The 24449-nt window shown below is 41.0% G+C and carries 20 protein-coding genes and 3 pseudogenes; 4 read left to right on the top strand and 19 right to left on the bottom strand.

The annotated features are described in order from the left end of the window. Nucleotides 1-18: 18 nt before the first annotated feature. The 8 genes from era to rpoE form a co-directional block, all read right to left on the bottom strand. Nucleotides 19-1032 carry a GTPase Era gene (era, locus tag ACRWQN_RS06895; RefSeq protein ID WP_434940282.1) on the bottom strand — a complete coding sequence of 338 codons (1014 nt, stop codon included), beginning with the start codon at nucleotides 1030-1032 and terminating at the stop codon, nucleotides 19-21. Beyond that, the gene (rnc, locus tag ACRWQN_RS06890) at nucleotides 1029-1709 is read right to left on the bottom strand and encodes a ribonuclease III (RefSeq protein ID WP_434940281.1); all 681 of its coding nucleotides are present in this window, start codon (nucleotides 1707-1709) and stop codon (nucleotides 1029-1031) included. The genes era and rnc overlap by 4 nt, the downstream gene beginning before the upstream one ends. Then, entirely contained in the window at nucleotides 1709-2623 is a 915-nt protein-coding gene (gene lepB / locus ACRWQN_RS06885; RefSeq protein WP_434940280.1) for a signal peptidase I, read from the bottom strand. The genes rnc and lepB overlap by 1 nt, the downstream gene beginning before the upstream one ends. 176 nt (nucleotides 2624-2799) lie before the next feature. Then, the gene (gene lepA, locus ACRWQN_RS06880; protein ID WP_434928566.1) at nucleotides 2800-4590 is read right to left on the bottom strand and encodes a translation elongation factor 4; all 1791 of its coding nucleotides are present in this window, start codon (nucleotides 4588-4590) and stop codon (nucleotides 2800-2802) included. Between the two features lie 148 nt (nucleotides 4591-4738). Further along, complete coding sequence (locus ACRWQN_RS06875) at nucleotides 4739-5203, bottom strand: SoxR reducing system RseC family protein (protein ID WP_434928958.1); 465 nt, start codon at nucleotides 5201-5203, stop codon at nucleotides 4739-4741. Nucleotides 5204-5302: 99 nt separating this feature from the next. Beyond that, nucleotides 5303-6232 (bottom strand): MucB/RseB C-terminal domain-containing protein, encoded by a 930-nt coding sequence (locus ACRWQN_RS06870; RefSeq protein ID WP_434940279.1) that lies wholly within the window; start codon nucleotides 6230-6232, stop codon nucleotides 5303-5305. Nucleotides 6233-6295: 63 nt separating this feature from the next. Beyond that, complete coding sequence (locus ACRWQN_RS06865) at nucleotides 6296-6892, bottom strand: sigma-E factor negative regulatory protein (protein WP_434940278.1); 597 nt, start codon at nucleotides 6890-6892, stop codon at nucleotides 6296-6298. Nucleotides 6893-6917: 25 nt separating this feature from the next. Beyond that, nucleotides 6918-7496 (bottom strand): RNA polymerase sigma factor RpoE, encoded by a 579-nt coding sequence (gene rpoE / locus ACRWQN_RS06860; RefSeq protein WP_434928563.1) that lies wholly within the window; start codon nucleotides 7494-7496, stop codon nucleotides 6918-6920. A 242-nt stretch (nucleotides 7497-7738) separates the two neighbouring features. Between rpoE and nadB the strand changes: the two are divergent. Further along, a pseudogene (nadB, locus tag ACRWQN_RS06855) lies at nucleotides 7739-9347 on the top strand (L-aspartate oxidase). A gap of 66 nt (nucleotides 9348-9413) precedes the next feature. On the opposite strand, the gene ACRWQN_RS06850 reads toward nadB, so the two are convergent. The 5 genes from ACRWQN_RS06850 to nhaA all read right to left on the bottom strand — a co-directional run bounded on the left by ACRWQN_RS06850 (nucleotide 9414) and on the right by nhaA (nucleotide 12800). Beyond that, nucleotides 9414-9809, bottom strand: a complete 396-nt coding sequence (locus ACRWQN_RS06850; protein ID WP_434940606.1) for a protein YgfX — start codon at nucleotides 9807-9809, stop codon at nucleotides 9414-9416. A 34-nt stretch (nucleotides 9810-9843) separates the two neighbouring features. Next, on the bottom strand, nucleotides 9844-10092 hold the full coding sequence (locus ACRWQN_RS06845) for a succinate dehydrogenase assembly factor 2 (protein WP_434928561.1): 249 nt from the start codon (nucleotides 10090-10092) through the stop codon (nucleotides 9844-9846). Between the two features lie 40 nt (nucleotides 10093-10132). Continuing rightward, nucleotides 10133-11065, bottom strand: coding sequence for a transcriptional activator NhaR (gene nhaR, locus ACRWQN_RS06840; RefSeq protein ID WP_434928560.1), 933 nt, complete (start codon nucleotides 11063-11065; stop codon nucleotides 10133-10135). Between the two features lie 173 nt (nucleotides 11066-11238). After that, on the bottom strand, nucleotides 11239-11628 hold the full coding sequence (locus ACRWQN_RS06835; RefSeq protein ID WP_434940277.1) for a hypothetical protein: 390 nt from the start codon (nucleotides 11626-11628) through the stop codon (nucleotides 11239-11241). After that, entirely contained in the window at nucleotides 11628-12800 is a 1173-nt protein-coding gene (gene nhaA / locus ACRWQN_RS06830) for a Na+/H+ antiporter NhaA (RefSeq protein ID WP_434940276.1), read from the bottom strand. The genes ACRWQN_RS06835 and nhaA overlap by 1 nt, the downstream gene beginning before the upstream one ends. Nucleotides 12801-13144: 344 nt before the next feature. On the opposite strand from nhaA, the gene ACRWQN_RS06825 reads away from it, so the two are divergent. Continuing rightward, nucleotides 13145-13996 (top strand): thymidylate synthase, encoded by an 852-nt coding sequence (locus ACRWQN_RS06825; RefSeq protein ID WP_226410705.1) that lies wholly within the window; start codon nucleotides 13145-13147, stop codon nucleotides 13994-13996. A gap of 365 nt (nucleotides 13997-14361) precedes the next feature. On the opposite strand, the gene ACRWQN_RS06820 is transcribed toward ACRWQN_RS06825, so the two are convergent. The 6 genes and pseudogenes from ACRWQN_RS06820 to rppH all read right to left on the bottom strand — a co-directional run bounded on the left by ACRWQN_RS06820 (nucleotide 14362) and on the right by rppH (nucleotide 21612). Beyond that, on the bottom strand, nucleotides 14362-14712 hold the full coding sequence (locus tag ACRWQN_RS06820; RefSeq protein ID WP_434940275.1) for a cupredoxin domain-containing protein: 351 nt from the start codon (nucleotides 14710-14712) through the stop codon (nucleotides 14362-14364). Between the two features lie 10 nt (nucleotides 14713-14722). Next, nucleotides 14723-16970, bottom strand: a pseudogene (locus ACRWQN_RS06815) (heavy metal translocating P-type ATPase). Then, nucleotides 16970-17440 carry a MerR family transcriptional regulator gene (locus ACRWQN_RS06810; RefSeq protein ID WP_434940274.1) on the bottom strand — a complete coding sequence of 157 codons (471 nt, stop codon included), beginning with the start codon at nucleotides 17438-17440 and terminating at the stop codon, nucleotides 16970-16972. Before ACRWQN_RS06810 ends, ACRWQN_RS06815 begins: the two are co-directional and overlap by 1 nt. 556 nt (nucleotides 17441-17996) lie before the next feature. Then, a pseudogene (locus ACRWQN_RS06805) lies at nucleotides 17997-18798 on the bottom strand (sulfite exporter TauE/SafE family protein). A gap of 29 nt (nucleotides 18799-18827) precedes the next feature. After that, complete coding sequence (ptsP, locus tag ACRWQN_RS06800; protein WP_434940273.1) at nucleotides 18828-21062, bottom strand: phosphoenolpyruvate--protein phosphotransferase; 2235 nt, start codon at nucleotides 21060-21062, stop codon at nucleotides 18828-18830. A 25-nt stretch (nucleotides 21063-21087) separates the two neighbouring features. Next, entirely contained in the window at nucleotides 21088-21612 is a 525-nt protein-coding gene (gene rppH / locus ACRWQN_RS06795) for an RNA pyrophosphohydrolase (protein ID WP_434940272.1), read from the bottom strand. Nucleotides 21613-22435: 823 nt separating this feature from the next. On the opposite strand from rppH, the gene mutH reads away from it, so the two are divergent. Together mutH and ACRWQN_RS06785 are read left to right on the top strand one after the other, a co-directional pair. Then, nucleotides 22436-23104 carry a DNA mismatch repair endonuclease MutH gene (mutH, locus tag ACRWQN_RS06790; protein ID WP_434940271.1) on the top strand — a complete coding sequence of 223 codons (669 nt, stop codon included), beginning with the start codon at nucleotides 22436-22438 and terminating at the stop codon, nucleotides 23102-23104. A 237-nt stretch (nucleotides 23105-23341) separates the two neighbouring features. Further along, the gene (locus ACRWQN_RS06785; RefSeq protein ID WP_434940270.1) at nucleotides 23342-24361 is read left to right on the top strand and encodes an adenylate/guanylate cyclase domain-containing protein; all 1020 of its coding nucleotides are present in this window, start codon (nucleotides 23342-23344) and stop codon (nucleotides 24359-24361) included. Nucleotides 24362-24449 lie beyond the last annotated feature (88 nt).

The raw sequence follows: 24449 nt of genomic DNA, 5'->3' as shown, positions 1-24449 counted from the left end.
GTAACAAAGACAAAAGGGTTAATCGTCGCCATAACCTAAACTACGCAGTGCGCGTTCATCGTCAGCCCAGCCAGATTTAACTTTGACCCACACTTCAAGAAACACTTTATTATCAAACAAGGTTTCCATGTCTAAACGTGCCTGGGTGGCAATGGTGCGAATTCGTTCACCTTTATTACCAATCACCATGCGTTTTTGACCATCACGTTCAACTAAAATAAGCGCATTAATCTGGTAAACACCGTTTTCCATCATCTTAAATTGCTCAATTTCGGCGGTACAATCATATGGCAATTCATCACCTAAAAAGCGCATTAGCTTTTCACGTACAATTTCAGATGCCATAAAACGCTGTGAACGATCCGTCACATAATCTTCAGGGAAGTAAAATGGTGCTGTGGGTAATGAAACCTGTGCCAGCTCTAATATACGTTGAACATTGGTGCCTTTATTGGCAGAGATTGGCAATATGTCATCAAAATCAAACTTCTTGCCTAACTCTTCTAAATAAGGAAATAACGATTCCTTATCTTTAATGTTATCCACTTTATTGATAGCCAAAACAATTTTACGACCATCATTATGATGCTTAATCTTTTGCAGCACCATTTCATCATCTGCAGTCCATATCATGGCATCAACAACGAATATAACCATGCATACATCCGCTAATGAACTAGCTGCGGCACGGTTCATTAAACGGTTAATAGCACGTTTTTCTTCAATATGTAAACCTGGCGTATCGATAAAGACTATTTGTTTTGGGCCATCGCTATGAATCCCCATAATACGATGACGGGTCGTTTGGGGTTTTTTAGACGTAATGCTGACCTTTTGGCCTAGCAATTTGTTCAACAGAGTCGACTTGCCCACATTAGGGCGACCAACAATGGCAACCATGCCGCAGTAAGTCACATCATATTGAGCAGTGGCTTGTGGTGCAGCAAGGTTCATCCTTGACAATAATTCATTTAAGCTTGGCTCTTGTGGTGCCTCAGCTTGTTGACTTGGCAAGTCAGTTTTTTTGGTCATTTATTCAGTAACTCCAACACCTGAGCAGCCGCTAGCTGTTCAGCTTTTCTTCTTGAACTTGCGACGCCGGTAACGACATTGGCTAAGTCTGTAATACGACATTCAACCGTAAAGGTTTGATCGTGAGCTTCACCTTCAACTTTGACAACTTGGTAGTCAGGCAAAGGCTTTTTAAAACCTTGAAGATGTTCTTGTAAAATCGTTTTAGGATCTTTTTGATTGATACCTGGCTTAATATTGACTAAGCGATGTTTATACCAGTTTAGTAATAAACTGCGGCATGCATCTATGTTTGCATCAAGATATACCGCACCAATAATCGCTTCGACGGCATCAGCCAAAATAGACTCTCGACGAAAACCGCCACTTTTAAGTTCCCCAGGCCCTAGAAACAAATAATCACCAAGCTTAAATTCTTGCGCAATGATGGTTAAAGTATCACCTTTTACTAGGGTGGCGCGCATGCGACTTAAATCGCCTTCAGTCGCTTTAGGAAACTGGTGATATAAGGCATCAGATATAATAATCGATAAAATCGAATCACCTAAGAACTCTAAGCGTTCATTATGCTTATTCGCTGCGCTGCGATGGGTTAGCGCCTGAATAAGTAAGTTAATATCGTTAAATTCATAACCTATTGTGCGACACAATCTAGGCAGGTTTTTAATCGGCTCCATTACTTTATTCCGCCTGTGCGCTCAAAACGGACACCGCTGGGTACCCAGGTTGGTAATAATCCACTTGCGTCACGGTCAAATTCAAAACTGATCCAAATTGCTACCGCTTTACCGACTAAGTTCTCTTCAGGGACAAAACCCCAAAAGCGACTGTCGGTACTGTTATCACGGTTATCGCCCATGGCAAAGTATTGCCCTTCTGGCACAATAAACTCACCCATTTGAGTACCTGATTGCTGATAAAAATGTTGCCTAAAATCAGGACGAGAAGGATTAACTAAAATGTCGTGTTCAAGCCCATCTGTCGTTTCTTTGTAACGGATTAATGGAACACCTTCATGGGTAAACTCGCCACGATTAACTTCCACATGTGCAATACTGACAGGATCAGGGCAAACGTTATCGCTGCTACATTTGGGCTGAATAGTTAATTGCTTATTAGTGTAAGTCACTTTATCGCCAGGTAAGCCCACAACACGTTTAATATAGTCAATTTTTGGGTTTTCAGGATATTTGAACACAAATACATCACCACGCTCAGGCTCACCAGTTTCAATCAGCTTAGTGCGCCATACAGGGTCGCGTAATCCATAGCTGAACTTTTCAACTAAAATAAAATCCCCCACCAGCAATGTTGGCATCATAGAGCCCGATGGGATTTGAAAGGGTTCGTAGATAAATGAGCGCAGGATCATCACAAACGCAATAACAGGAAAAATTGAATGCGCTGTTTCAACCACCACAGGCTCACGAATAATTTTATCAATTGCTTCTTCACTAAGCTGTTGTGAACCAGACTGGGCTAAGGCGAGCTTTTCTTTGCGTTTAGGCGCAAAAAATAGCACATCAATCAGCCAAATCAGACCACTGATAAGGGTGACTAGCACGAGAATGGTAGAAAAATAAGCTGCCATTACTGATAGAACTCCTAAAATAAGTCTTACACTTTGAACGTTATTATCAACACAAACAGTGTAAGTCATTTTTAACGACTCAATACTGAAATCATTTTTGCAGATAAATTAGATTTATTATAACGATAACGCCGCTTAATGCGGCGTCATCTTTGAAGCTTTTGGGTTAATTATGATTAATCATTTAACTTCAATACTGCTAAGAATGCCTCCTGTGGCACCTCAACATTACCCACTTGCTTCATTCGTTTTTTACCTTCTTTTTGCTTGTTTAGTAGCTTCTTCTTACGCGATACGTCACCACCGTAACACTTAGCGGTAACATCTTTACGTAAGGCTTTAATTGTTGAACGTGCAACAATCTGACTACCAATAGCAGCTTGAATAGCAATATCGAACATCTGTCTTGGAATAAGCTCTTTCATCTTTTCAACCAATGCAAGGCCACGATGACGAATGTTTGTACGGTGGATAATCATAGCCAATGCATCAACACGATCACCATTGATTAAGATATCAAGGCGTACCATGTCAGCAGGGTCAAAACGAATAAAGTTATATTCAAGTGATGCATAACCACGGCTAGTCGACTTTAAGCGGTCGAAGAAGTCCATAACTACTTCTGCCATCGGCAAATGATACGTCACTGCAACTTGATTACCATGATAAACCATATTGGTTTGCATACCGCGCTTATCAATACATAAGGTAATCACGTTACCTAAGTATTCTTTTGGCACTAAAATATTGGCTTCGACAATCGGTTCACGGATTTCTGTCACATTATTCAGTGCAGGTAGATCCGATGGGTTATCTACATAGATAACTTCACCATTGGTCATTTCAACTTCATACACAACGGTTGGCGCAGTGGTTATCAAATCAAGATTGTATTCACGCTCTAAACGCTCTTGAACGATCTCCATGTGCAACAGACCAAGGTAACCAATACGGAAACCAAACCCAAGTGCACCAGAGGTTTCTGGTTCGAAAAACAGTGATGCATCGTTTAACGATAGTTTATTTAATGCTTCGCGGAAGTTTTCATATTCGTCTGTCGAAATAGGGAAAACACCGGCATAAACCTGCGGTTTTACTTTCTTGAACCCAGGTAATGGCAATTCAGCGCCATGCTTAGCATGTGTTAGCGTATCCCCTACAGGTGCGCCATGGATCTCTTTAATACCAGAGATAACATAACCTACTTCACCAGCTTTTAATTCTGCAGTATCTTTCTCTTTTGGCGTAAAAATACCCACGCGATCAGCGTTGTAATTTATGCCTGTAGACATAACCTTAAACTTATCGCCTTTCTTTAAAACGCCGTGTTTAATGCGTACTAATGACACAACACCCAAGTAAGCATCAAACCAGGAGTCGATGATAAGTGCCTGTAAAGGGCCATCGATATTCCCTTGCGGTGGTGGAATTTTGGCAATAATCTCTTCAAGTACATCTTGAATACCCACACCGGTTTTTGCTGAGCAGCGCACAGCATCCATGGCATCGATACCTACGATATCTTCGATTTCTGCCGCCACTCTATCTGGCTCAGCTTGTGGTAAATCAATTTTATTCAATACCGGTACAACGTCTAGATTCATCTCTAAGGCGGTGTAACAATTTGCTAATGTTTGCGCTTCAACACCTTGGCCAGCATCGACGACTAATAACGCACCTTCACAAGCGGCTAGAGATCGAGAGACTTCGTATGAAAAGTCAACGTGGCCTGGGGTATCAATAAAGTTTAACTGATAGGTATTACCGTCTTTGGCGGTATAGTCCAAGGTCACACTTTGGGCTTTAATGGTAATGCCACGCTCACGTTCAATGTCCATTGAATCAAGAACCTGAGCAGCCATTTCGCGGTCACTTAAGCCGCCACAAACCTGGATAAGACGATCAGATAAGGTAGATTTGCCATGGTCGATATGGGCAATAATTGAAAAATTTCTAATGTGTTTCATTATGAGGCAATGACTACTACTAAAAAAGGTGAAAAATATGGTGTCAAATTGTACCTGATTAGGGTAGCAATACCAATCAGATTCATCATTGATATTTAAATGAGGGTAGAAATAGCGCTAATCGATATGATGCAGGAAGTAAAAATCATTAAACTTGACGGAATAGATCCACTTTTTGGCCTAAATTACTGATAATCACAGGTTGAGCATCAGCCTCAATTCGATGGGCAAAATATTTACCAATTCGCCAACTTAATGCGCTACCAATTAATGCCATCAACATGGCGCTGGTATTAGTATCAAGCGCCAGACCAAGCCCTAGTAGATGACCCAAAGCGGCAAACATAAAGAGTCCCAACAAAGGGAGAAGATACACCAGTGCTGCCGCTTTAATAATCACGCTTTCAGGTAAGCCAAGTTTGAGCATATCGCCTTGCTGATAGGATTTATCGCTGGCAATAGCAAAACGTTGAGTTTTGACAGAAAAGGCTTTAGCAACTGCAGAGGTACCGCAATTTTCACTACTACTGCAATGATTACATGCACTTTTTAACTCAACCTCAACCATAACCCAACCAGATTGATATTCAACCACGCGCGCAAGCTCCTCCATTAAGGCACTAGACTCTTGCGGGCCGTTTTGAGGCGATTTCGGTTGAGACTTTGAAACATCTGGCATAATCATTGATATCTATTAATAAGGTTTGATCGCCTATTTTAGCGCTAAACTTCTGGCGATGCGCTCTAAAGTTGCGCTGGGCACTTTTCCAATCGCAACCACTTCAGCGTTGCCCACCTTTTCAACCACCATAGATAAACCATTGCGGGTGACAAGTTCTTCTGGCATCGGCCCTTCTGTCGTACGTGCAACATAGACTGAGATATTGGCCAAACCATCAGAAAGTGCAATATATTCAACAGGCTCGTGAATACCAATTAGGCGATGGTTATCACTTACAACCATGTTAAATCCTTCAGGTAACCAGGTAAACTGCCAATCCTGAGCATCTTTGCGATCGGCTTGATTAATAACCTCTGGCCATTTATGTTTGCTGGCCTCGACTAGAATGCTTGGAGATTCAATAAATTCGACAAGCTCAATAACCATAGTCTGTTCAAGCAACTGTTTATCACGATTTAATGTGTCATACCGCAAGGGTAAGTATGTTTCCATATCCACCCAAATCTGTGCATCATAACGATGCTCATCTTTGGCGATAAATCGGATCATTTGCCCTGCTCGGCCCGCTATACGACTTCGGCCTCCCAAAACAAACTGATAACCCTGTTCTAATTTAGTAATATTGCCTGAAAGTGATGCAGGCCAGACCCCCTGTATAAGATTAGCAGTAACACTATAAGGTGGCTGGTCATGCTCTAAAAAGGTCACTTTATTGCCCACTTTAACGGCATTTTTAGGGGGACCATTTAGGTACTCTACATACGAAATATGTTGTTCGCCTACCAGTCCTTGAACAAACACAAGGGGACGGACATGATCAGCTTGAACTTGTATAATAGAGGCTTTGAATTGTTTCTCGCTAAGTGCTTGGCTCATGTGGGTGAGCCATTCTTTAGCAGATAACTCTTCGCCATGGCTAAGGGGAGAAAGTATTAACAGTGCTAGCAGGATAATGCGCAAGCTAACTCCTAAAAGGTAAAACAGCAATGGCCTATTAAACCATTGCTGTAGGAAGAATAAAAGTTATTGGTTTACATCAGCAGTGTTAGCTTTTTGTGCTTCAACACTAGGATTTAAACGTTGTTGTAGCATGTGGTCTTGAATATAAGCGTTAACTCTTCGGCGTTGCTCAAGCACTTGCTCGTTAGTGTAACCTTGTTTATTAACCACTGGACCTGTTTGCAAGCTTACCGGTGACATGGTGCCCACTAAAGGACGAGTATTAAACACAGGTAAGGGTGAATCTGGATCTTGGTCATAAGACTGCACACCAACAATGGCCACAAGCGCCACACTGGCTGCTATTGCATACTGACCAAACTGTTTAAATAACGAAACAACATTTGAAGGTTTACTTGCCGTTATTACAGCATCATCTTGTTCAGACATTTTCGCCTTGGGCGCCATTATCGTTGGCTCTAGTGCGATAGCTGCTGCAATGCTTGCTGTAATATCTAAGTCGATGGCCGCAGGTAGTTCACCGCGCATCGTATCACCAATCATGTGATAACGTTGCCATTCTTGATGAGAATCTACATCAGATGCAAGTTGAGCTAATGTTTGATCATCAACTTCACCATCTACCGCTGCAGATACCCATTCTTGACTTGATTTAACCATTTGTCACCTATCTTAATAAAGGCTATTACTTTTCCAGTAGAGGCTGGAGCTGTTTGTCGATTGCTTCACGGGCGCGAAATATCCGCGATCTTACCGTGCCGACTGGGCAATCCATGATATTGGCAATATCTTCGTAACTCATACCATCAAGTTCACGTAAAGATATGGCTATCTTTAATTCTTCAGGCAATGTCTCGAGGGTATCAAAGATCACTTTACTCATTTGATCTTTCATTAATAACCGCTCTGGCGAAGCAAATTCTTTTAAAGCATCACTGCCTTCATAGTATTCAGCTTCTTCGATATCAACATCACTTCCAGGTGCTTTACGACCTTGTGATGTGAGATGATTTTTTGCCGTATTGACTGCTATTCGGTACAACCAAGTATAAAAAGCACTATCACCACGAAAATTAGCAAGTGCACGATAAGCTTTAATAAAAGCCTCTTGTGTTACATCCTGCACATCCGCTTGATTTCGAACATATCGTCCGATCAGGCTCATCACTTTGTTCTGGTATTTCATTACCAACAGGTTAAAAGCGTTTTTATCGCCTTGCTGTACACGCTCAACTAATTGTTGATCACTATATTGTCCACTCATCCGAGCCGACTACTCCTAAATCTGTATAACTGATATTCAGTCGCTCGAATCCTGTTCATATAAGTAGACAGAGCATTTTGATAAAAGTTCGATAAAACATAAAAAAAAATTCATTTTGCTGGCGCTATGCCTAATAAATGCTAAATAAACGCTTTTAGCATGAACAAAATATCGGCTTAATGTACCCAAGTATGGTGTTTTGATTTACCATTACTGAACCATTTCTTGACCCATGATACCCGATGACACAAGCAGTTGAATACCAGTCTGACATTTTGGTTATAGGTAGCGGTGCTGCAGGGCTTACTTTAGCACTCCATTTAGCAGAAAAATCGTCAGTTATTTTACTTTCTAAAGGTCCTTTAGCCGAAGGTTCAACCTTGTATGCACAAGGTGGAATAGCATCGGTTTTTGATGAAGATGACACAATTGAATCTCATGTCAGTGATACCCTAATTGCCGGGGCGGGATTATGTGATGAAGCAGTGGTTAAATTTACCGCTGAAAATGCTAAAGCTTCAATGCAATGGTTAATAGATTGCGGCGTTGCTTTTGATAAAGAAGAAACGTTAGGCAATCAAAAAGATGCACCCTATCATTTAACTCGTGAAGGTGGGCATAGCCATCGCCGTATCTTGCATGCTGCTGACGCCACAGGCAAAGCGGTGCAAACAACACTGCAAGAACGCGCATTAAACCACCCCAACATTCGGGTATTAGAACGCTACAACGCGATCGACTTAATTACTTCTCGTAAGCTCAATCGCCCTGGAAACAGAGTGTTAGGCGCTTATGTGTGGAACAGAGACAGAGAACACGTCGAAACGATTACAGCCAAGTTTGTTGCCCTTGCCACAGGGGGTAGCTCAAAAGTATATCAGTACACTTCTAATCCCGATATTGCCAGTGGTGATGGTATTGCTATGGCGTGGCGCGCAGGTTGCCGCGTAGCTAACATGGAGTTTAATCAATTCCATCCAACGTGTTTGTACCATGCAGAAGCTAAAAACTTTTTACTGTCTGAAGCATTAAGAGGAGAAGGTGCTTACCTTCACCGCCCTGATGGCAGTCGTTTTATGCCTGAATTTGATGAGCGAGCAGAGTTGGCCCCTAGGGACATTGTTGCCCGCGCTATCGATTATGAAATGAAACGTTTGGGCTCAGATTGTGTCTATTTAGATATTAGCCATAAACCGGCCGATTTTATCATTAAACATTTTCCGACTATTTACCAACGTTGCTTAGAGTTAGGTATCGATATTACCAAAACAGCGATTCCGGCTGTACCAGCAGCACATTATACCTGCGGTGGCGTAATGACTGATTTACATGGTCAAACAGATTTGAACGGCTTATATGCGGTAGGTGAAGTAGCATACACCGGACTTCATGGTGCTAACCGACTTGCCAGCAACTCATTACTTGAGTGCTTAGTGTTTGCCCGCGCAGCTGCCGCAGGATATTGAAAGCCAATTGCAAAAAATTAAAATGCCAGAAAATGTACCGGTATGGGATGAAAGTAAGGTCAGTAACTCAGATGAAGAAGTCGTTATTGCCCATAACTGGCATGAACTTAGACTTTTCATGTGGGATTATGTCGGCATTGTCAGAACCGATAAACGTTTAGAACGCGCAATGCGTCGTTGCATGATGCTACAGCAAGAAATTCAAGAATATTATTCAAACTTTAGGGTCAGTAATAACTTACTTGAATTACGTAACCTTGTACAAGTAGCGGAACTGATTATTCGCTGCGCAATGGAGCGCAAAGAAAGCCGCGGGCTTCACTATAATCTTGATTACCCTAAGTTGCTTGATAATCCTCAACCGACTATTTTGCAGCCAAATTAATAGATTAAATGCTTAACTACTCGCTGTGGATGACTAAACCCGTATAGCAAGCCGTTAAACGGCTTGCTATACGTGGCTACTTTGATTGACAAGGCGACACAAGGTTCTGTATTGAGAGTCATCTAGCATGTCTGCCCAAACACAGCATATTTGACGCGACTCGTCTTCAAACTCTAGATAAAGTAAGCAAAATAACGGGCAAATAAACGCCGCTTTACCAAAAGTAAATGATTGACCATTTACTAAGCGCCCACCTAATTCCCCATCAATTATTATCTGATACTGCCATTTTCTTAATACCAATAGCTGCCAAGCAAAAACAACAGGCACAAGCAGTATCAATATATAGAAAAAGCTATTAAATAAAATTGAGTCCATTTGTGGCCAGGCAATAAAGCTTGTCATGACAACAGCAAAAATTATCCAGTAGCATAAGTACTGATTAAAAGACGCACTCAACACAAACAAGCTTGTGTGAGTGCTATTTGAGGCTTGTTTACGGTGCTGGACGTCCACGAACTTTTACGACCATGGCTGCAAGCAAAGTATCTGGACATTGCTCATGCCCCATAAACCAGGCAAATAATTCTGGATCCTCGCACTCTAGCAGACGAATAAAAGTTTGCTTATCTTCATCGGACATATCTTGATATTGTGCCTCAACAAACGGCTGAAGCAATACATCAAGCTCTAACATTCCGCGGCGACAAGCCCAGCGGACTCTGGCAATATTCATTAATTCCAACGCAATACTCCTGCGAAAATTTAGGTTAACCTCATTGAGGTTAGTCCACTAATCCTATGCGATTATCAAAATCTTGTACTTGCTGATCCAATCCTAAAAATAAATCGGTAAAATCAGTTTCAAGCAAGCTTTTCACTGCCGGATGTTGGATCATCCGTTCAGCAAACATGACATGATATTCTTCTTTAATATCGGTGGTTTCGCCTAACAAAACCATTCCTTGCGAAAGTATATCATGACGATAAATAGACGGGGCGACAAAAATACCTCGTTTAAAATATCCAAATGCTTTCATCATAGCTGCATCATCAAACTCGCCTAAAATACTGACATTAAGGTTTTTTTCAGCAAACCAGCGATGCAACTGCTGCCCAAGTGATGTTCGGATCCCAGGAATTAGCAACTTTTCCTGCTCTAAACACGCAGGGAATTCAGCATCAATAGGATGAGCACAAAAAAAGCTTACCCCACATTCACCTAATTTTTTAGATAAAATATCAGTGTACTTCAATGCCCCACCAGCACAATCTGACAGTATCATATCTAGCTGATGTTCACGTAATCTAGCGATAAGGCTTTCATGGGTAGACTCATAACACGCAAGATGTATCGAACCATCATGTGGAATAACAGTTAATAGCACCCTGCTCACCAGCGCTTTGGACAAAGCATCAGCAATTCCGACTTCAAATAGTACAGAGGAGTCTTTTTGATAGTTAAGCAAATCAAGCATTTCATTACTTAAATTAAACATTTTATCGGCATAACGATAAACGACTTCACCGAGTTCAGTAGCCTCTAAATTGCGCCCAACTCGCTTAAACAGTGCGCCCTTCAACCTTCCCTCTAGTAAACGCATTTGGCCAGTGATAGTTTGAGGCGCTAAACACAATGCTTCAGCAGCTTTAACAACTGAACCTTTTCGTTTAACCATCCAAAAATAATAAAGATGATTATAATTAAGATGTTGCATAGAGTCAGCCTTTTAAAAAATACATCTTTTTCAATGAAGGTATAAACACCCTCAACATTACAAACAGTTTAATTTCACTTAATGTGACAGTCACTGAGTCAGTTCCTGTGAAACAAAAATCGCCCACATAAGTGAGCGATTTTCTATATAGGAGCACAATAAAAGTGAAGTCGTTATTGACTACGACAATCCATCAGTGAATTAATCACAGTTTCAAGATCATCACTGTTGCTAACGTTACCCATAGAAACTTGCTCAGTTAATGCATCAACAATATCTGAACTATCAGGAATATGGCTGACACAGTATTTTGCGTTTGCTTTTTGATAACGTTTGCCAGCACGGTATTTAAGTGCACGCGACTCATAACCCCCGTCAGCATTAACCTTCTTTGCAGACACATTTTTACGGTACATCAAAGCACCATCAACCACACCTTCAAGATAACTGTTACAGCTTGGACTGTCAGAGTCGGTTAAACAGACATCAAATGAATTAGCAAAAGCTGGAGTGGTAAACACTCCCATAGTGACTGTAAAAGCAATAACGGATAGTAATTTCATTATTTTGCTCCTTTCTTAGGTAACACTTTGTCCAACCAGAAATAGCCGATTAATGCTGCAAGTAAAGATCCGGTTAAAATACCAAGTCTTGCAAAATCACCAAATGCTGCTGGAGAGTTTTCAAAGGCAAGTGAAGCAATAAAGACTGACATAGTAAAACCAACACCACACATTGCAGCAACAGGCGCGATTTGTCCCCAGCCTATCCCAGGTGGCAATTCAGCCCACTTTAGCTTCACGGCTAAATAACTAAACAATAGCACACCAATTGGCTTACCCAATACTAGACCTAAAATAATACCAATCGTTATTGGTTCAGCAAATGAGCCTAGCGTCATATTAGCAAGCGATAATCCAGCATTAGCAAAAGCAAATACGGGCAGGATTAGGAATGTGCTCCAAGGATGTAAGCCATGTTCTAAATGCTCAGAGGGTGAAGTACCATCTTTAGCCCTTAATGGAATACAGAATGCAATAATTACCCCGGCAAGCGTCGCATGTACTCCCGATTTTAGGACCGCAACCCATAATATAAAACCAAGCAATCCATAAGGCGCTAATGAGGTGACCCCTTTACGATTAAGCACAATCATCAACACAATTGCGATAGCGGCAATGATCAAGCTCAGCATCGACAAGTCTGTACTGTAAAATAATGCAATAATAACGATAACACCAAGGTCATCAATAATCGCCAAAGCCAATAGAAAAACTTTAAGCGAAACAGGTACTCGACTACCCAATAGGGCCATAATACCTAAAGCGAAAGCAATGTCAGTTGCTGCTGGAATAGCCCAGCCGACTTGAGTAGCAGGATCTGAATAGTTAAACATCAGATAAAATAATGCCGGAAATACCATCCCCCCGATAGCACCAAAGGTGGGTAAAGACGCTTTAGCAACAGTTGATAACGCGCCTTCCAGTAATTCACGTTTAACTTCTAAGCCGATTAACAAAAAGAACAATGCCATCAAGCCATCATTAATCCATAATAATAATGGCTTATTAATATCTAGTGAACCGACACGAACCTGAACGCCTGTATTTAAGAAGCCTTCATAAAAACCCGACAGTGGTGAATTTGCTAAAATCATGGCCAAGGCAACGGAGATCATCAGAATAATCCCTCCTGCTGACTCTTGGCTCAAGAAGTTTTTAAGTGCTCTTTCCATATGTAACTCCTAAAAATCGATGCTTTGAGTCTATACTAAATGAATAACATAAATATAATCGAATGTTTCGAGCTAATACCTCGAAAAAACCGAGTTGGCTTAATAATACATCATAATTTTTATATTAAGCCGCATTAATGGGTCTTAAACACTACAATAGCCTGTTTATTCTTATTAGCACCACTAGCTTTATGATTTACTTATTAATAAAGTTCAATCGCTTTATCTTGCCTGAATTACTGTGCATATTTCAACCGTTCCAATTAACTGCATTAAGTTATTTATGCTCAAACAACTCATAGGTATAATCTAAACCTATAGCACATTAAAAAATCAGGGATATCATGAGACAATATTTGGATCTTTGCCAACGTATCGTAGACGAAGGCACTTGGGTTAATAATGAAAGAACCAACAAACGCTGTTTAACCGTTATTAATGCCGACCTGAGTTATGATGTTGCCAATAATCAATTCCCGCTTGTTACCACTCGGAAAAGTTTTTGGAAGTCGGCCATAGCTGAAATTATCGGCTATATGCGCGGTTATCAAAATGCCGCTGACTTTCGCGCGCTGGGCACAAAAACCTGGGACGCTAATGCAAACTTAAATGAAGCATGGCTTAACAACCCTAACCGTAAAGGCGAAGATGACTTAGGGTTAATTTATGGTGCTTTAGGCAGAGCATTCCCTAAACCAAATGGCGGCCATGTTGATTTATTGCAAGGTATTGTCGATGATCTTTCTAAAGGTATTGATAATCGAGGCGAAATATTAACTTTCCTGCACCCTGGCGCATTTGATCTAGGCTGCTTACGCCCTTGTATGTACGAACATCACTTTTCATTATTGGGTGATACCCTGTATTTAAACAGTACTCAACGTAGCTGTGATGTGCCGCTTGGCTTAAACTTCAATATGGTTCAGGTCTATGTATTATTAGCATTAATGGCGCAAATAACCGGTAAAAAACCCGGTAAGGCTTACCATAAAATTGTTAATGCTCATATTTATGAAGACCAATTAGCCCCCATGCGCGATATCCAACTGAAGCGTGAACCTTTAGCTGTACCCAAATTGATTATTAACCCAGATATAAAAAGCCTCAAAGACATTGAAACCTGGGTAACCTTAGAGGATTTTAAGGTAGAAGGGTATGAGCATCACGATGCTATTCAATACCCATTTGCGGTGTAATTAAGTCGTAAATCAGTAGATTCAACTTAGGGCTGTGCATAAAGCTCCTCGTTACGATAACAGCTTTCAACTGAGAAAGTTGTCATTGTAATGGGGCTGTAGCAGTTGAATGGAAAATTGACTGAGTGTATTTTTACTATGATGATTTTAAAGTGTATTAATCCTGAAAAGTCATCCCCAGAATAGCTACCGATTTCAATTATTAACTTTAAAGTAGATTGATGTGAAGTCTCACCAGTTTGTATTTTTCATCGCGTATATTGCTTAAGGCTTTGGCTTAATACGACACTTTCCTGATATATCACGACTATCCTCTTTTTCTTATATGGGCTTTGTCCGCTCTCATGGTTTAACTCTCATAATACTTACTCAACAATCAACATGCCTTTATACATTTGCATCTGACAATGAAATGGATACTCGCCTTTTTCGAGTGCCGGTAAGCCTATCATGGTTGGTTTATCCAGCGCTAAATCCTGGCTAATCTCTAGATCGGGTAGCAAGACGGTGGCTGAACATCCGGATTTATCTTGGCGTAAAAAGGTTATTTCTGTTGGTGTATTAGCCGATATCTTAATTCGTGCTGGCGTATACACCCCGTCTTTAACCAGTATCGATGTGCTAGCGTCAACCTTAGTTTCATTTGATGGTTTATATAACCAAAACCACCAAATAATAAAACCGATTAATGCGATACACAGTAAATTGATTAACATCTTGAGTCTCCTAGTGTTCTTTAGCTTTAAACAAACGTAAGCGGTTAGCGTTACTCACGACTGTCAGTGATGAAAAGGCCATCGCCGCGCCGGCAATCACTGGGTTTAGCAAAATACCAAACACTGGATAAAGCACACCTGCCGCGAGGGGAATACCCGCGACGTTATAAATAAATGCGCCAAACAAGTTTTGTTTAATGTTGCGCAGCGTTGCTTTACTAATGGCTATCGCATCGGCTAAACCATGAAGCGAGCCGCGCATTAAGGTAATATCAGCGCTTTCTATCGCAACATCTGTGCCCGTTCCAATAGCAAAGCCGACATCCGCTAAGGCTAACGCTGGAGCGTCATTAATGCCATCACCGGTCATACCAACCACTTCTTTTTGTTGCTGAAGTTCAGCGACTTTTTTGGCTTTATCTTCTGGCATAACTTCGGCGAAAAAGTCATCAATACCGACTTTTTTAGCCACAGCGGCTGCGGTCGCGCTATTATCTCCGGTTAACATAATCACTTTGATGCCACTGTCTTTTAGTCTCGCAATCGCTTCGATTGAATCAGACTTTATCGGATCTGATACTGCAATAATGGCCAACAACTGCCCTGCAAGTGCCAAATACATCGGTGTTTTAGCCTCTTCCGCTAATACCTGGGCTTTAGCTTCATGGAGACCAATATCAATGTGTTTGTCTTGCATTAATTTGAGATTACCAAACAATAATGTTTGTCCATCAACCTGCGCCTCTACACCTTTGCCAGAAATGGCAGTAAAGTGGTCAGTATTGATCGCATCAATACCTCTAGCACGCGCGCTTTCAACAATGGCTTGGGCTAATGGGTGTTCTGAGTGACTTTCAATCCCAGCAGATAAAGAAAGGACCTGCTCTTCACTGTCGGCATTAACCAAAATAATATCGGTAACTTGCGGTTTACCTTCGGTAATGGTGCCGGTTTTATCTAAAATCATGGCGGTGATTTTAGACGCAGTTTGCAATGCTTCACCGTTACGAATTAGCACACCCGACTCAGCCGCCTTACCCACACCGACCATGACCGACATTGGTGTGGCCAGTCCTAGCGCACAAGGGCAAGCGATAATTAATACTGTTGTTGCAGACACGATGGCAAATACGCTCGATGGTTCAGGACCAAAGTTAAACCACACCATGGCACTGACAATAGCGATGATCATAATGGCTGGCACAAAGTAAGCGGCTATGACATCAGCTAAACGACCGATCGGCGGCTTAGAGTTTTGCGCCCGTTTGACCATACTAATAATGCGCGCCAGTGCGGTATCTTTACCAACACGAGTAGCTTTAAATATGATTGATCCAGACTTATTCAAAGTACCGGTTACAACGTTGTCATCAACAGCTTTTTCAACCGGCATTGGCTCACCGGTCAACATTGACTCATCAATGGTACTTTTACCTTCAATAACGACCCCATCGACTGGGATTTTTTCGCCAGGACGAACTCTTACGTGATCGTTAAGTAATACATGAGCAATATCGATGTCGACATCTTTTCCATCACGGATAACTCGAGCCGTTTTAGCTTGCAGGCCAATAAGACGCTTAATGGCTTCAGAGGTCTTACCGCGCGCTTTTACTTCTAGTGCTAAACCAAGATTAATTAACCCAATAATCATGGCAGTCGCTTCAAAGTAAACATGCCTTGCCATCTCAGGAAACCACTGCGGAAATGCCACAATTAACATCGAATATATCCAAGCCGTTCCTGTTCCTAAAGCGATGAGGGTATCCATATTGGCGTTATGGTTTAAAAAAAGATTTCCAAGCACCAATATAAAAATGCCTACCGGAGATCAGCATAATGGCAAGAGTAACTGCACCAACTAGCCACCACACCACTTGCTCTGATAGGCTTGACACCGTCATTTCGCCAATAAAAAGTCCATAAACCATCAACGGAATACCGACTGATAAGGCGATAATGGTATGGCGTAATAGACTTTTATAATGCTGTAAATCAGCCTGTTCTTTCTCGTTCATGGCATCTTCTGCCGACTCAGCTTGGATTTGAGTGGCGTTATAACCGGCACTTTCTACCGCTTTTATAATCAACTCGGCAGCAGCTTTACCCTTAACCAGTACCGTTCTGTCGGCAAAGTTCATCTCGGCCGAATCAACGCCTTGCACGCTGTTAATCGCTTTTTCAATTTTGCCCACACAACTCGCGCAGCCTGCTCCGAGAATATTGAGCTGCATAGTTGAGTGTGTTGTGTTCTCCATTACTTAATCTCCCTTAACATCAATTTGATATTGTCATGTTGAGCAACGCTTGATTTAGAGCTGTCAGTTTGATTTGTACCTTCAATCAAGTTACAAACCATGTTTCCTGTCGGCAAGTTATCTGCCATGGTTGACCATTGCTCAACGGCTTGTGAAAGCCTTGCTCTTAGTTTGACCATTTCATTAAATTGCTGCTGTGTTTCATCCAGCTTTTGTTTCACTAATGCCCGCACAAGATGACAGGCACTTTCACCGTGGTCGGTCTTAAAAAAAATCACTTTAATTTCATCGACTGAAAAATCAAGCTTACGAGCGCTTAAGATAAATTGCATACGCGACTTATCCTCACCGTTATAAATTTTATAACCATTAACGGGCGATTTATTGGGATTAAGCAGTCCGATACGTGTGTACAAGCGCACAGTGTCGGCGGTGATACTTAATTCATTAGCAAGTTGATTCACTTTCATATTGCCTCCCAAAGCTAGCATTAAACATTACACTAACTTGACTATAAACCTATGTGTTACACACAGGTCAAGCAAGGTTTGAATATTAAAATAATAGGGCGCATTTGAGCGCCCTATTATTAGAAGGTGGCTGCGGCATCATTTTAGTATGTTGTTTCATGATGATAGCCATTAACTCTTGGTGATTAACTAACTTGACGGCTTCAGCTTTAATAGTGGCGCTTCTAATGTTGTAACTGGTAATTTTTGGAAAAGAGGTAGATGGTTATGGGCCTGACACGACCATTGCAGTAGACATTGCTATTTAGGAAGATATCGTCAGTTGTGAAGATTTAAGCATTTTATTAGACAAAGCGAAGCTAGAGATACAAAACTGCCCTACTAGTGATAATATTATCGCTATATTTAACAAAACCTCTTGCATACATTTCGTCCGCTCAAATCAACATAACGACGGTAGCAAAGTCGTGTTAAACAAACGGCTAATTACATCGCAGTTAATTGAAAGTATAAAATTCCCTTTGATTAATATATGAATACCTGTGGACTAGTCTCATTAGCTAAAAATCAATTTCAAACCGACTACCAACAAAAGACCTGCAAAGGCCCTTTTTTAGTATTGGCGTAGGTAAGGTGCTCGCAGCTTTGACGCCAAAAGGGGCAAAAATCATTGAGCTAATGATAATACCGAATAATGCTGGTAGATAAATGTAACCTAAGGTACCAGAGGGCAAATCAGGCGCATCAAAACCTGCAATGACATATCCCGTCGTTCCAGCGATAGCAATTAAAAAACCGGTTGCCGAGGAGAAACCTACCGCTTGTTTCATTTGTAAACCGCAAACGGTTAAAAAGGGGACTAATAACACCCCGCCACCAATTCCCATCATACCTGCGACTAATGCGATTAAAATAGACACAATAAACAACACCCATGAAGGAGGTAGCTTACCTTCGCCTTTTGACTTAAAGGGAAATGCCATTTGAATGGCCATCAATACCACAAAAACCGCAAAAGCTTGCTGTAGCTGATCCGATGGGATCATTTCTGACACAAAACCCGCTGACAATGCCCCTAGAACAATACCAGGGAATATTGGTTTAAATAACGCCCAAGGAATGTTACCTCGTTTATGGTGCGCGGTTGCTGAAGATAAAGAGGTTAAAATAATGGTGCTCAATGACGTTGCAATAGCGACATGAGTTAATAGAGAAGAGTTAATGCCTACCCAAGGCAGAATATACAATAATGCGGGTACGATAATCAGCCCACCGCCAATACCTAATAATCCAGCCAAAAAACCTACAATTGCCCCTAATCCAAGACATATTGAAAAAACCAGTAACAAATTTTCCAAGGTATTCCCTTAACATTGATAAATATAAACTAGTGTAAAATATCTTCTAACTGATGTTGTTGAGTAAATTCAAACAGCACTTGTTTCACTTGGGTGGCATTAGAAACAGATAAACAAATTGTCAGTACTTGGTTTAATTGGGAGTGCGATACTCGTCGAAGAAGATAATTGATTCGCGCTAAACTCGCCTGGTTCATACTGAGCTTGGTGTATCCCATAGCCACTAATAAAAGCGCACCATAGGGTTCACCTGCAAGCTCACCACAAACACTGACATCTAAATCATGCTGTAGGCACTCATCCAATGCGCGCTTTAGCGCCCTTAAAATACTGGGATGATAGCTATCAAACAGTGAACTTACATTAGGATTATTACGATCTACAGCCAACAAGTATTGAGTTAAATCATTACTACCTACAGAGACAAAATCAACTCGCTTAGCCACATCATCTAACTGATACAGCAATGCCGGCACCTCAAGCATTACACCAATTTTTGGTCGAGTCAGCATACTATTCAATTCAATATTCAACTCATTATAAGCCTGATCAAGATATTCTATAGTTTGATCTATTTCATCTAGGTTACTGACCATAGGCAATAGAATTTGTAACTGTTTACCTTTACCGCCCGCTTGTAACATCGCTCTTAATTGCATTAAAAACAACTCAGGATGATCAAGCGACAGCCTAATTCCTCGCCAGCCTAAAAAGGGATTGTCTTCTTTAATGGGGAAATACGGTAAGGGTTTATCTCCACCAACATCAAGTGTACGCATGACAACAGGACGATCACCCGCTGCATTTAATACCCTTTGATAGACTTTAATCTGCTCTGCTTCACTAGGGAATCGTTGATGCAACATAAAGGGAATTTCGGTGCGATATAAGCCTATGCCATCGGCTCCGTCAGCAATATCAGACTCAATCCCACTCAATAGACCCGCATTCAAATATAAATGAATACGTTTGCCATCAAGTGTCTTTGCAGGCAAAGACAGCTCAGCAGAGAAGCGTTTTTGTTTTTCAGCATCGACTCTAATAAGTGCTTGATATTCGTCCACCACGGCGGGTGATGGCGACACCAGTAACTGGCCTCGGTTGGCGTTTAGGACCAATAGCTTATTATCTATATTGGTCTCTAATACCTGCTCTACACCAACCAATGCAGGCACACCTAGGGCTCTTGCAAGGATTGCTGCGTGGGCATTAACACCACCCAGTTTAGTCACAATACCGGCTAGCTTATGCCGTGGAAATTCTGCCAACATAGTCGCATCGACTTCTTTAGCAACCAGAATGACCGGTGTTTCAGGTTCAAACTCTAACCTGTCGGGCTCAATTAACTGACGCAGTACCTTTTGACCAAGCTCGCGAATATCACTAGCTCGTTCTTTAAGGTAGGGATCATCCATTGCCAAAAATTGATCAATATATCGAATAGATACGCGACTTACTGCAGATTCAGCTCGCCAACCAGCAGCAACTTCTCGAACATATTCCCCCCCAAGACTACTGTCATCGAGCAACAGTTTAAAAGCGGAAAAAATAGAGGCCACATCTTCTGCTTTATCACGTTCAAATCGCTGTGAAATAGCACTTAACATATCTTTGCTGCGACTAATGGCTAATTTAACCCGGGTGGTTTCATGCTCTATGCTTTCACATGCTAAATCAGCTTGTTCTAGGGAAATAACCCCCCCGAGTACCAATCCCTTAGCGATTGCAATGCCACTTGATGCTGTGGTGCCATTAAAGACCACTTGGTCTTGAACATTAGTAATAGCCGCTTTATTTTTTAAACTGCGGATCACCACGGCTAATTGCGCCGCTAATGTCATTAAAAAGGCTTCTTCACCCTCGCTAAACTGGCGAGGATTGGGTTGCTGAACCACAATGACACCTACCACCATTTTTTGATAAATGATCGGCACAGCAAGAAAAGCGCGATACTCTTCTTCTTCAACTTCAGGGAATAATTTAAAACGCGGGTGAATTCTTGCATCAGCTAAATTAACCGCTTCTTCGCGTTCAGCAGCTAATCCGACTAACCCTTCTGTTAATGGCATTCGAACATGGCCAACAGCAGATTGATGCAGTCCTTCTGTAGCAGAAAGCACCAGCTGCTGGTGCTCAAGAAGATAAATAGAACAACACTGAGTGGCCATAGCATGCTTAGTTTGCACAACCAATAGCGATAATGCCGCTGTTAACGTGTTAGCAGCGGCAACGGCCTGTGTAATATCCCTAAGTGTATTTAACACTTTATTTATCCTTTAATGATGGCCCTTAATTTCGGTTGCGGCCTCTTCGCCTATTGTGATGAATCTCTCTGGTTTGCAAAGCTAGCGCGATTATTGCAAATTCCTTCATCACTTTCCTGTATACGTCTCGCTTAAAAGACACCACTTGCCTAACAGGATACCAATAACTCACCCAGCGCCAATCATCAAACTCAGGATGGCCTGAAGAATTCAAGTTAATGGTATTGTCATGACCTTTTAGTTGTAGCAAAAACCATTTCTGTTTTTGTCCGATACACACAGGTTTACTATCTTGTCGAATTAAACGCTTCGGTAAACGATAACGTAACCAAGAGCGAGAAGTAGTCAAAATTTGAACATGTTCAGGTAATAAACCCACTTCTTCATATAATTCGCGATACATGGCTTGTTCGGCTGTTTCGCCTTCATCAAGCCCACCCTGTGGAAATTGCCAAGAATGCTGACCAAATCGTCGCGCCCACATAACTTGACCAGACTGATTACAGATAATGATGCCCACATTTGCGCGAAAGCCGTCGCTATCAATCACATGGACTCCAATTTCACAAAAATTTTCATTGATGTGATTGTTTCACAAAGCTTGCTTATCAGCAAACCCCTATTTGCAGCATCCTATGGGATAATTATAGCTTTTATGCATTCTTATCAACAACTGAATGTTCTAGACAGACTCGTTATCCACAAAATCTGTGGATATGTCTGTTTGAAACTTGCGTGAACTTAATAATTTGATTAAAAAACCACTTATTACAAAGTGTTTTTAAATTTAACCAACAAACATTAAATTAATTAAAAACAATATCTTAAATAACAAAAAAGACTATTTTTCATTAACGAAATAAAAATAGGTTACTTTTTAATCACCACCGAAGTTATACCAAGACACTAGAGCTATAACTAAAACTTATTCACAAATGACAACTGATTTTTTGAAATAAAATGCCTTTTTTGGCCATAAAAGTCATTGACTCACACTTTTACATCGGTTAAAGACAACAACTTTTGCATGTTATGCAACAAATCTGTGGATAACTATGTGGGAAAGACTAGGGATAAAAGCGTGTAACTTTTTTAAAGTCGAATTACTCCATAAATTAAAATGCGTTAAATTGCTTTATTTCATCAACTTAAATGACTTTCTGGCGGATAAATAACACCACCCAAAATAAACGACTATTATTTAACCAACCCGTTATTGTTCCATTAAAATCTACAATAACATCGCTATATTCATCAGAGTTATTTCATCAAACTGTTGAAGGGTATTTCTCAATTGTTCAACACAAACGGTTGCACTAGAGGCTAATATTGATAATCTACTGCCATAACTCAACATGATCAGCTTAAATGTTATGCCAAAACCATCACCACAAAGTCTGACAGAACTTATGCAAAGGGCCCAAGAAATGGCCGGTGTGTCTCTAGCTGACATAGCATTGGAAAATGGGATTAACGTGCCTCAAGACCTAAAACGGGATAAAGGTTGGGTAGGACAATTAATAGAAATGGAACTTGGTGCCTTAGCCGGTTCAAAACCTGAACCTGACTTCATCCATTTAGGAGTAGAGCTAAAAACAATTCCAATTGATCACAAAGGTAAACCACTGGAAACTACCTACGTTACCGTTGCCCCCTTGACTGACATTCATGGCCTCACTTGGGAACAAAGTGTGGTGTTTCACAAGCTTCAATCTGTCCTTTGGGTTCCCATCGAAGGAGAACGCCATATTCCGGTTGGGCAAAGGCGGGTTGGTACTCCGCTACTTTGGTCGCCATCAAGATCAGAAATGGCCTTGCTAAAGCAAGATTGGGAGGAAATCATGGAAAAAATTGCTCTGGGGCAAGTCGAAAAAATTACCGCTCGCCATGGTGAAGTGTTGCAATTACGGCCTAAAGCTGCAAACAGTCAAACATTAACGGAAAGTATTGGTCCAGATGGGGCTATTCAATTATCCAATCCACGTGGATTTTATTTGAAAATATCCTTCACCCAGCAAATTCTTGAGAATGCATTTTTGTAAAAATATATTAATAAACTTTAGAAAACACTAATAAACCTCTTATTAATCATTATTAAGCTAAAAAAAACATTTTCTGTCACTCTATTGATCTAAATCACAAATACGACTAACACAAGTAGGGGTTTTTCGTTAAACTGCGGCTCTATTTGATGCTCATCTCGGATCTGATTTTTACTCTTGAAAGCCAAAAAACAACTTAAAAAACTCATCTTTGCCATTTTAGCTTGGTGCTTTGCCATGGCTGCATTTGTGTTTTTCCGATATGCACAAACGCCTGAGCTGCCACAATGGGCTATTGGCAATGGTGATCTTGCGACTCTAGCTATCTTTATGGGCTGTGTTTTTGGATGCTTACATTGGATGTCAAATCTAATAGCCGACTTTAGTGCAATTAGTCGTTTACCTTATATTTTCTCGGTTATTTTTAAGGGCTTATTTCTATTATTAGGTGCGACCACTATTGCCTATGTGACCCAATACTTAAACATGTGGGCTATTGAAAATCATATGGTTACCTTAAGACAAATGCTGACCGCGCATGTTCTTTACAGCCCTTCTTTTCAAGCATTAGTGGTTTATTTAGTCGTTGTGAGGGTTGGGTTGGCCTTTATAGAACAAATGGCCTTACTGGTTGGTCCAAGGGTGTTATTGAATATTGGTCTTGGTAAATATCATAAGCCCCGCTATGAACAACGCCTATTTCTATTTCTTGATATGGCTTCGTCGACCTCACATGCTGAAGCTCTGGGTGACTATCGATTCTCACGCTTGATCCAGGACAGTTTTAGTTTATTAGCTGATACTGTGATCAAAAATGATGCAGAAATCTATCGATATATGGGTGATGCAGTGCTGATTTACTGGCCACTTGAAGAAGGCATAAAAGAAGATCGTTGTTTAAATATTTACTTTGAGTTTTGCACTGAATTGCAATGGCAAAGAAAGTATTTTGAGCAACAATATGGTTTTGTGCCTAAATTCAAAGCTGCGGCCCATTGTGGTCAAGTTGTCGCTGCGGTTGTAGGCGTACACAAACAAGAGATTAGTTTCTTTAGTGATGTGTTAAACACACTGGCAAGACTACAAGATCAATGTAACCCATTAGGACAAAGAATGCTGCTGTCAGGAGATGTTGCCCGTCGCCTAGAGCAGCAGGACAGCCTCTATCAACTTAAAGATTTGGGTTTAGTCCCACTTAAAGGCAAACAACACCCTATTGAAGTCTATGCTGTCAGTACCAAACAAAAATCTATATGACTTTAAACTGTGCACAAAAAACTGTGTACAAAGTCATTGTTGATCTCTGAATAACTAAGGACGGCATAACCAACTGGTGTTTATATCA

It is taken from the genome of Shewanella sp. HL-SH8 (genome assembly GCF_051165765.1).
In the GTDB taxonomy this organism is placed as follows: Bacteria; Pseudomonadota; Gammaproteobacteria; order Enterobacterales; family Shewanellaceae; genus Shewanella; species Shewanella glacialimarina.
Note: the sequence above shows the minus strand (reverse complement) of the source record. Positions and strands in the feature narration are given on the sequence as shown.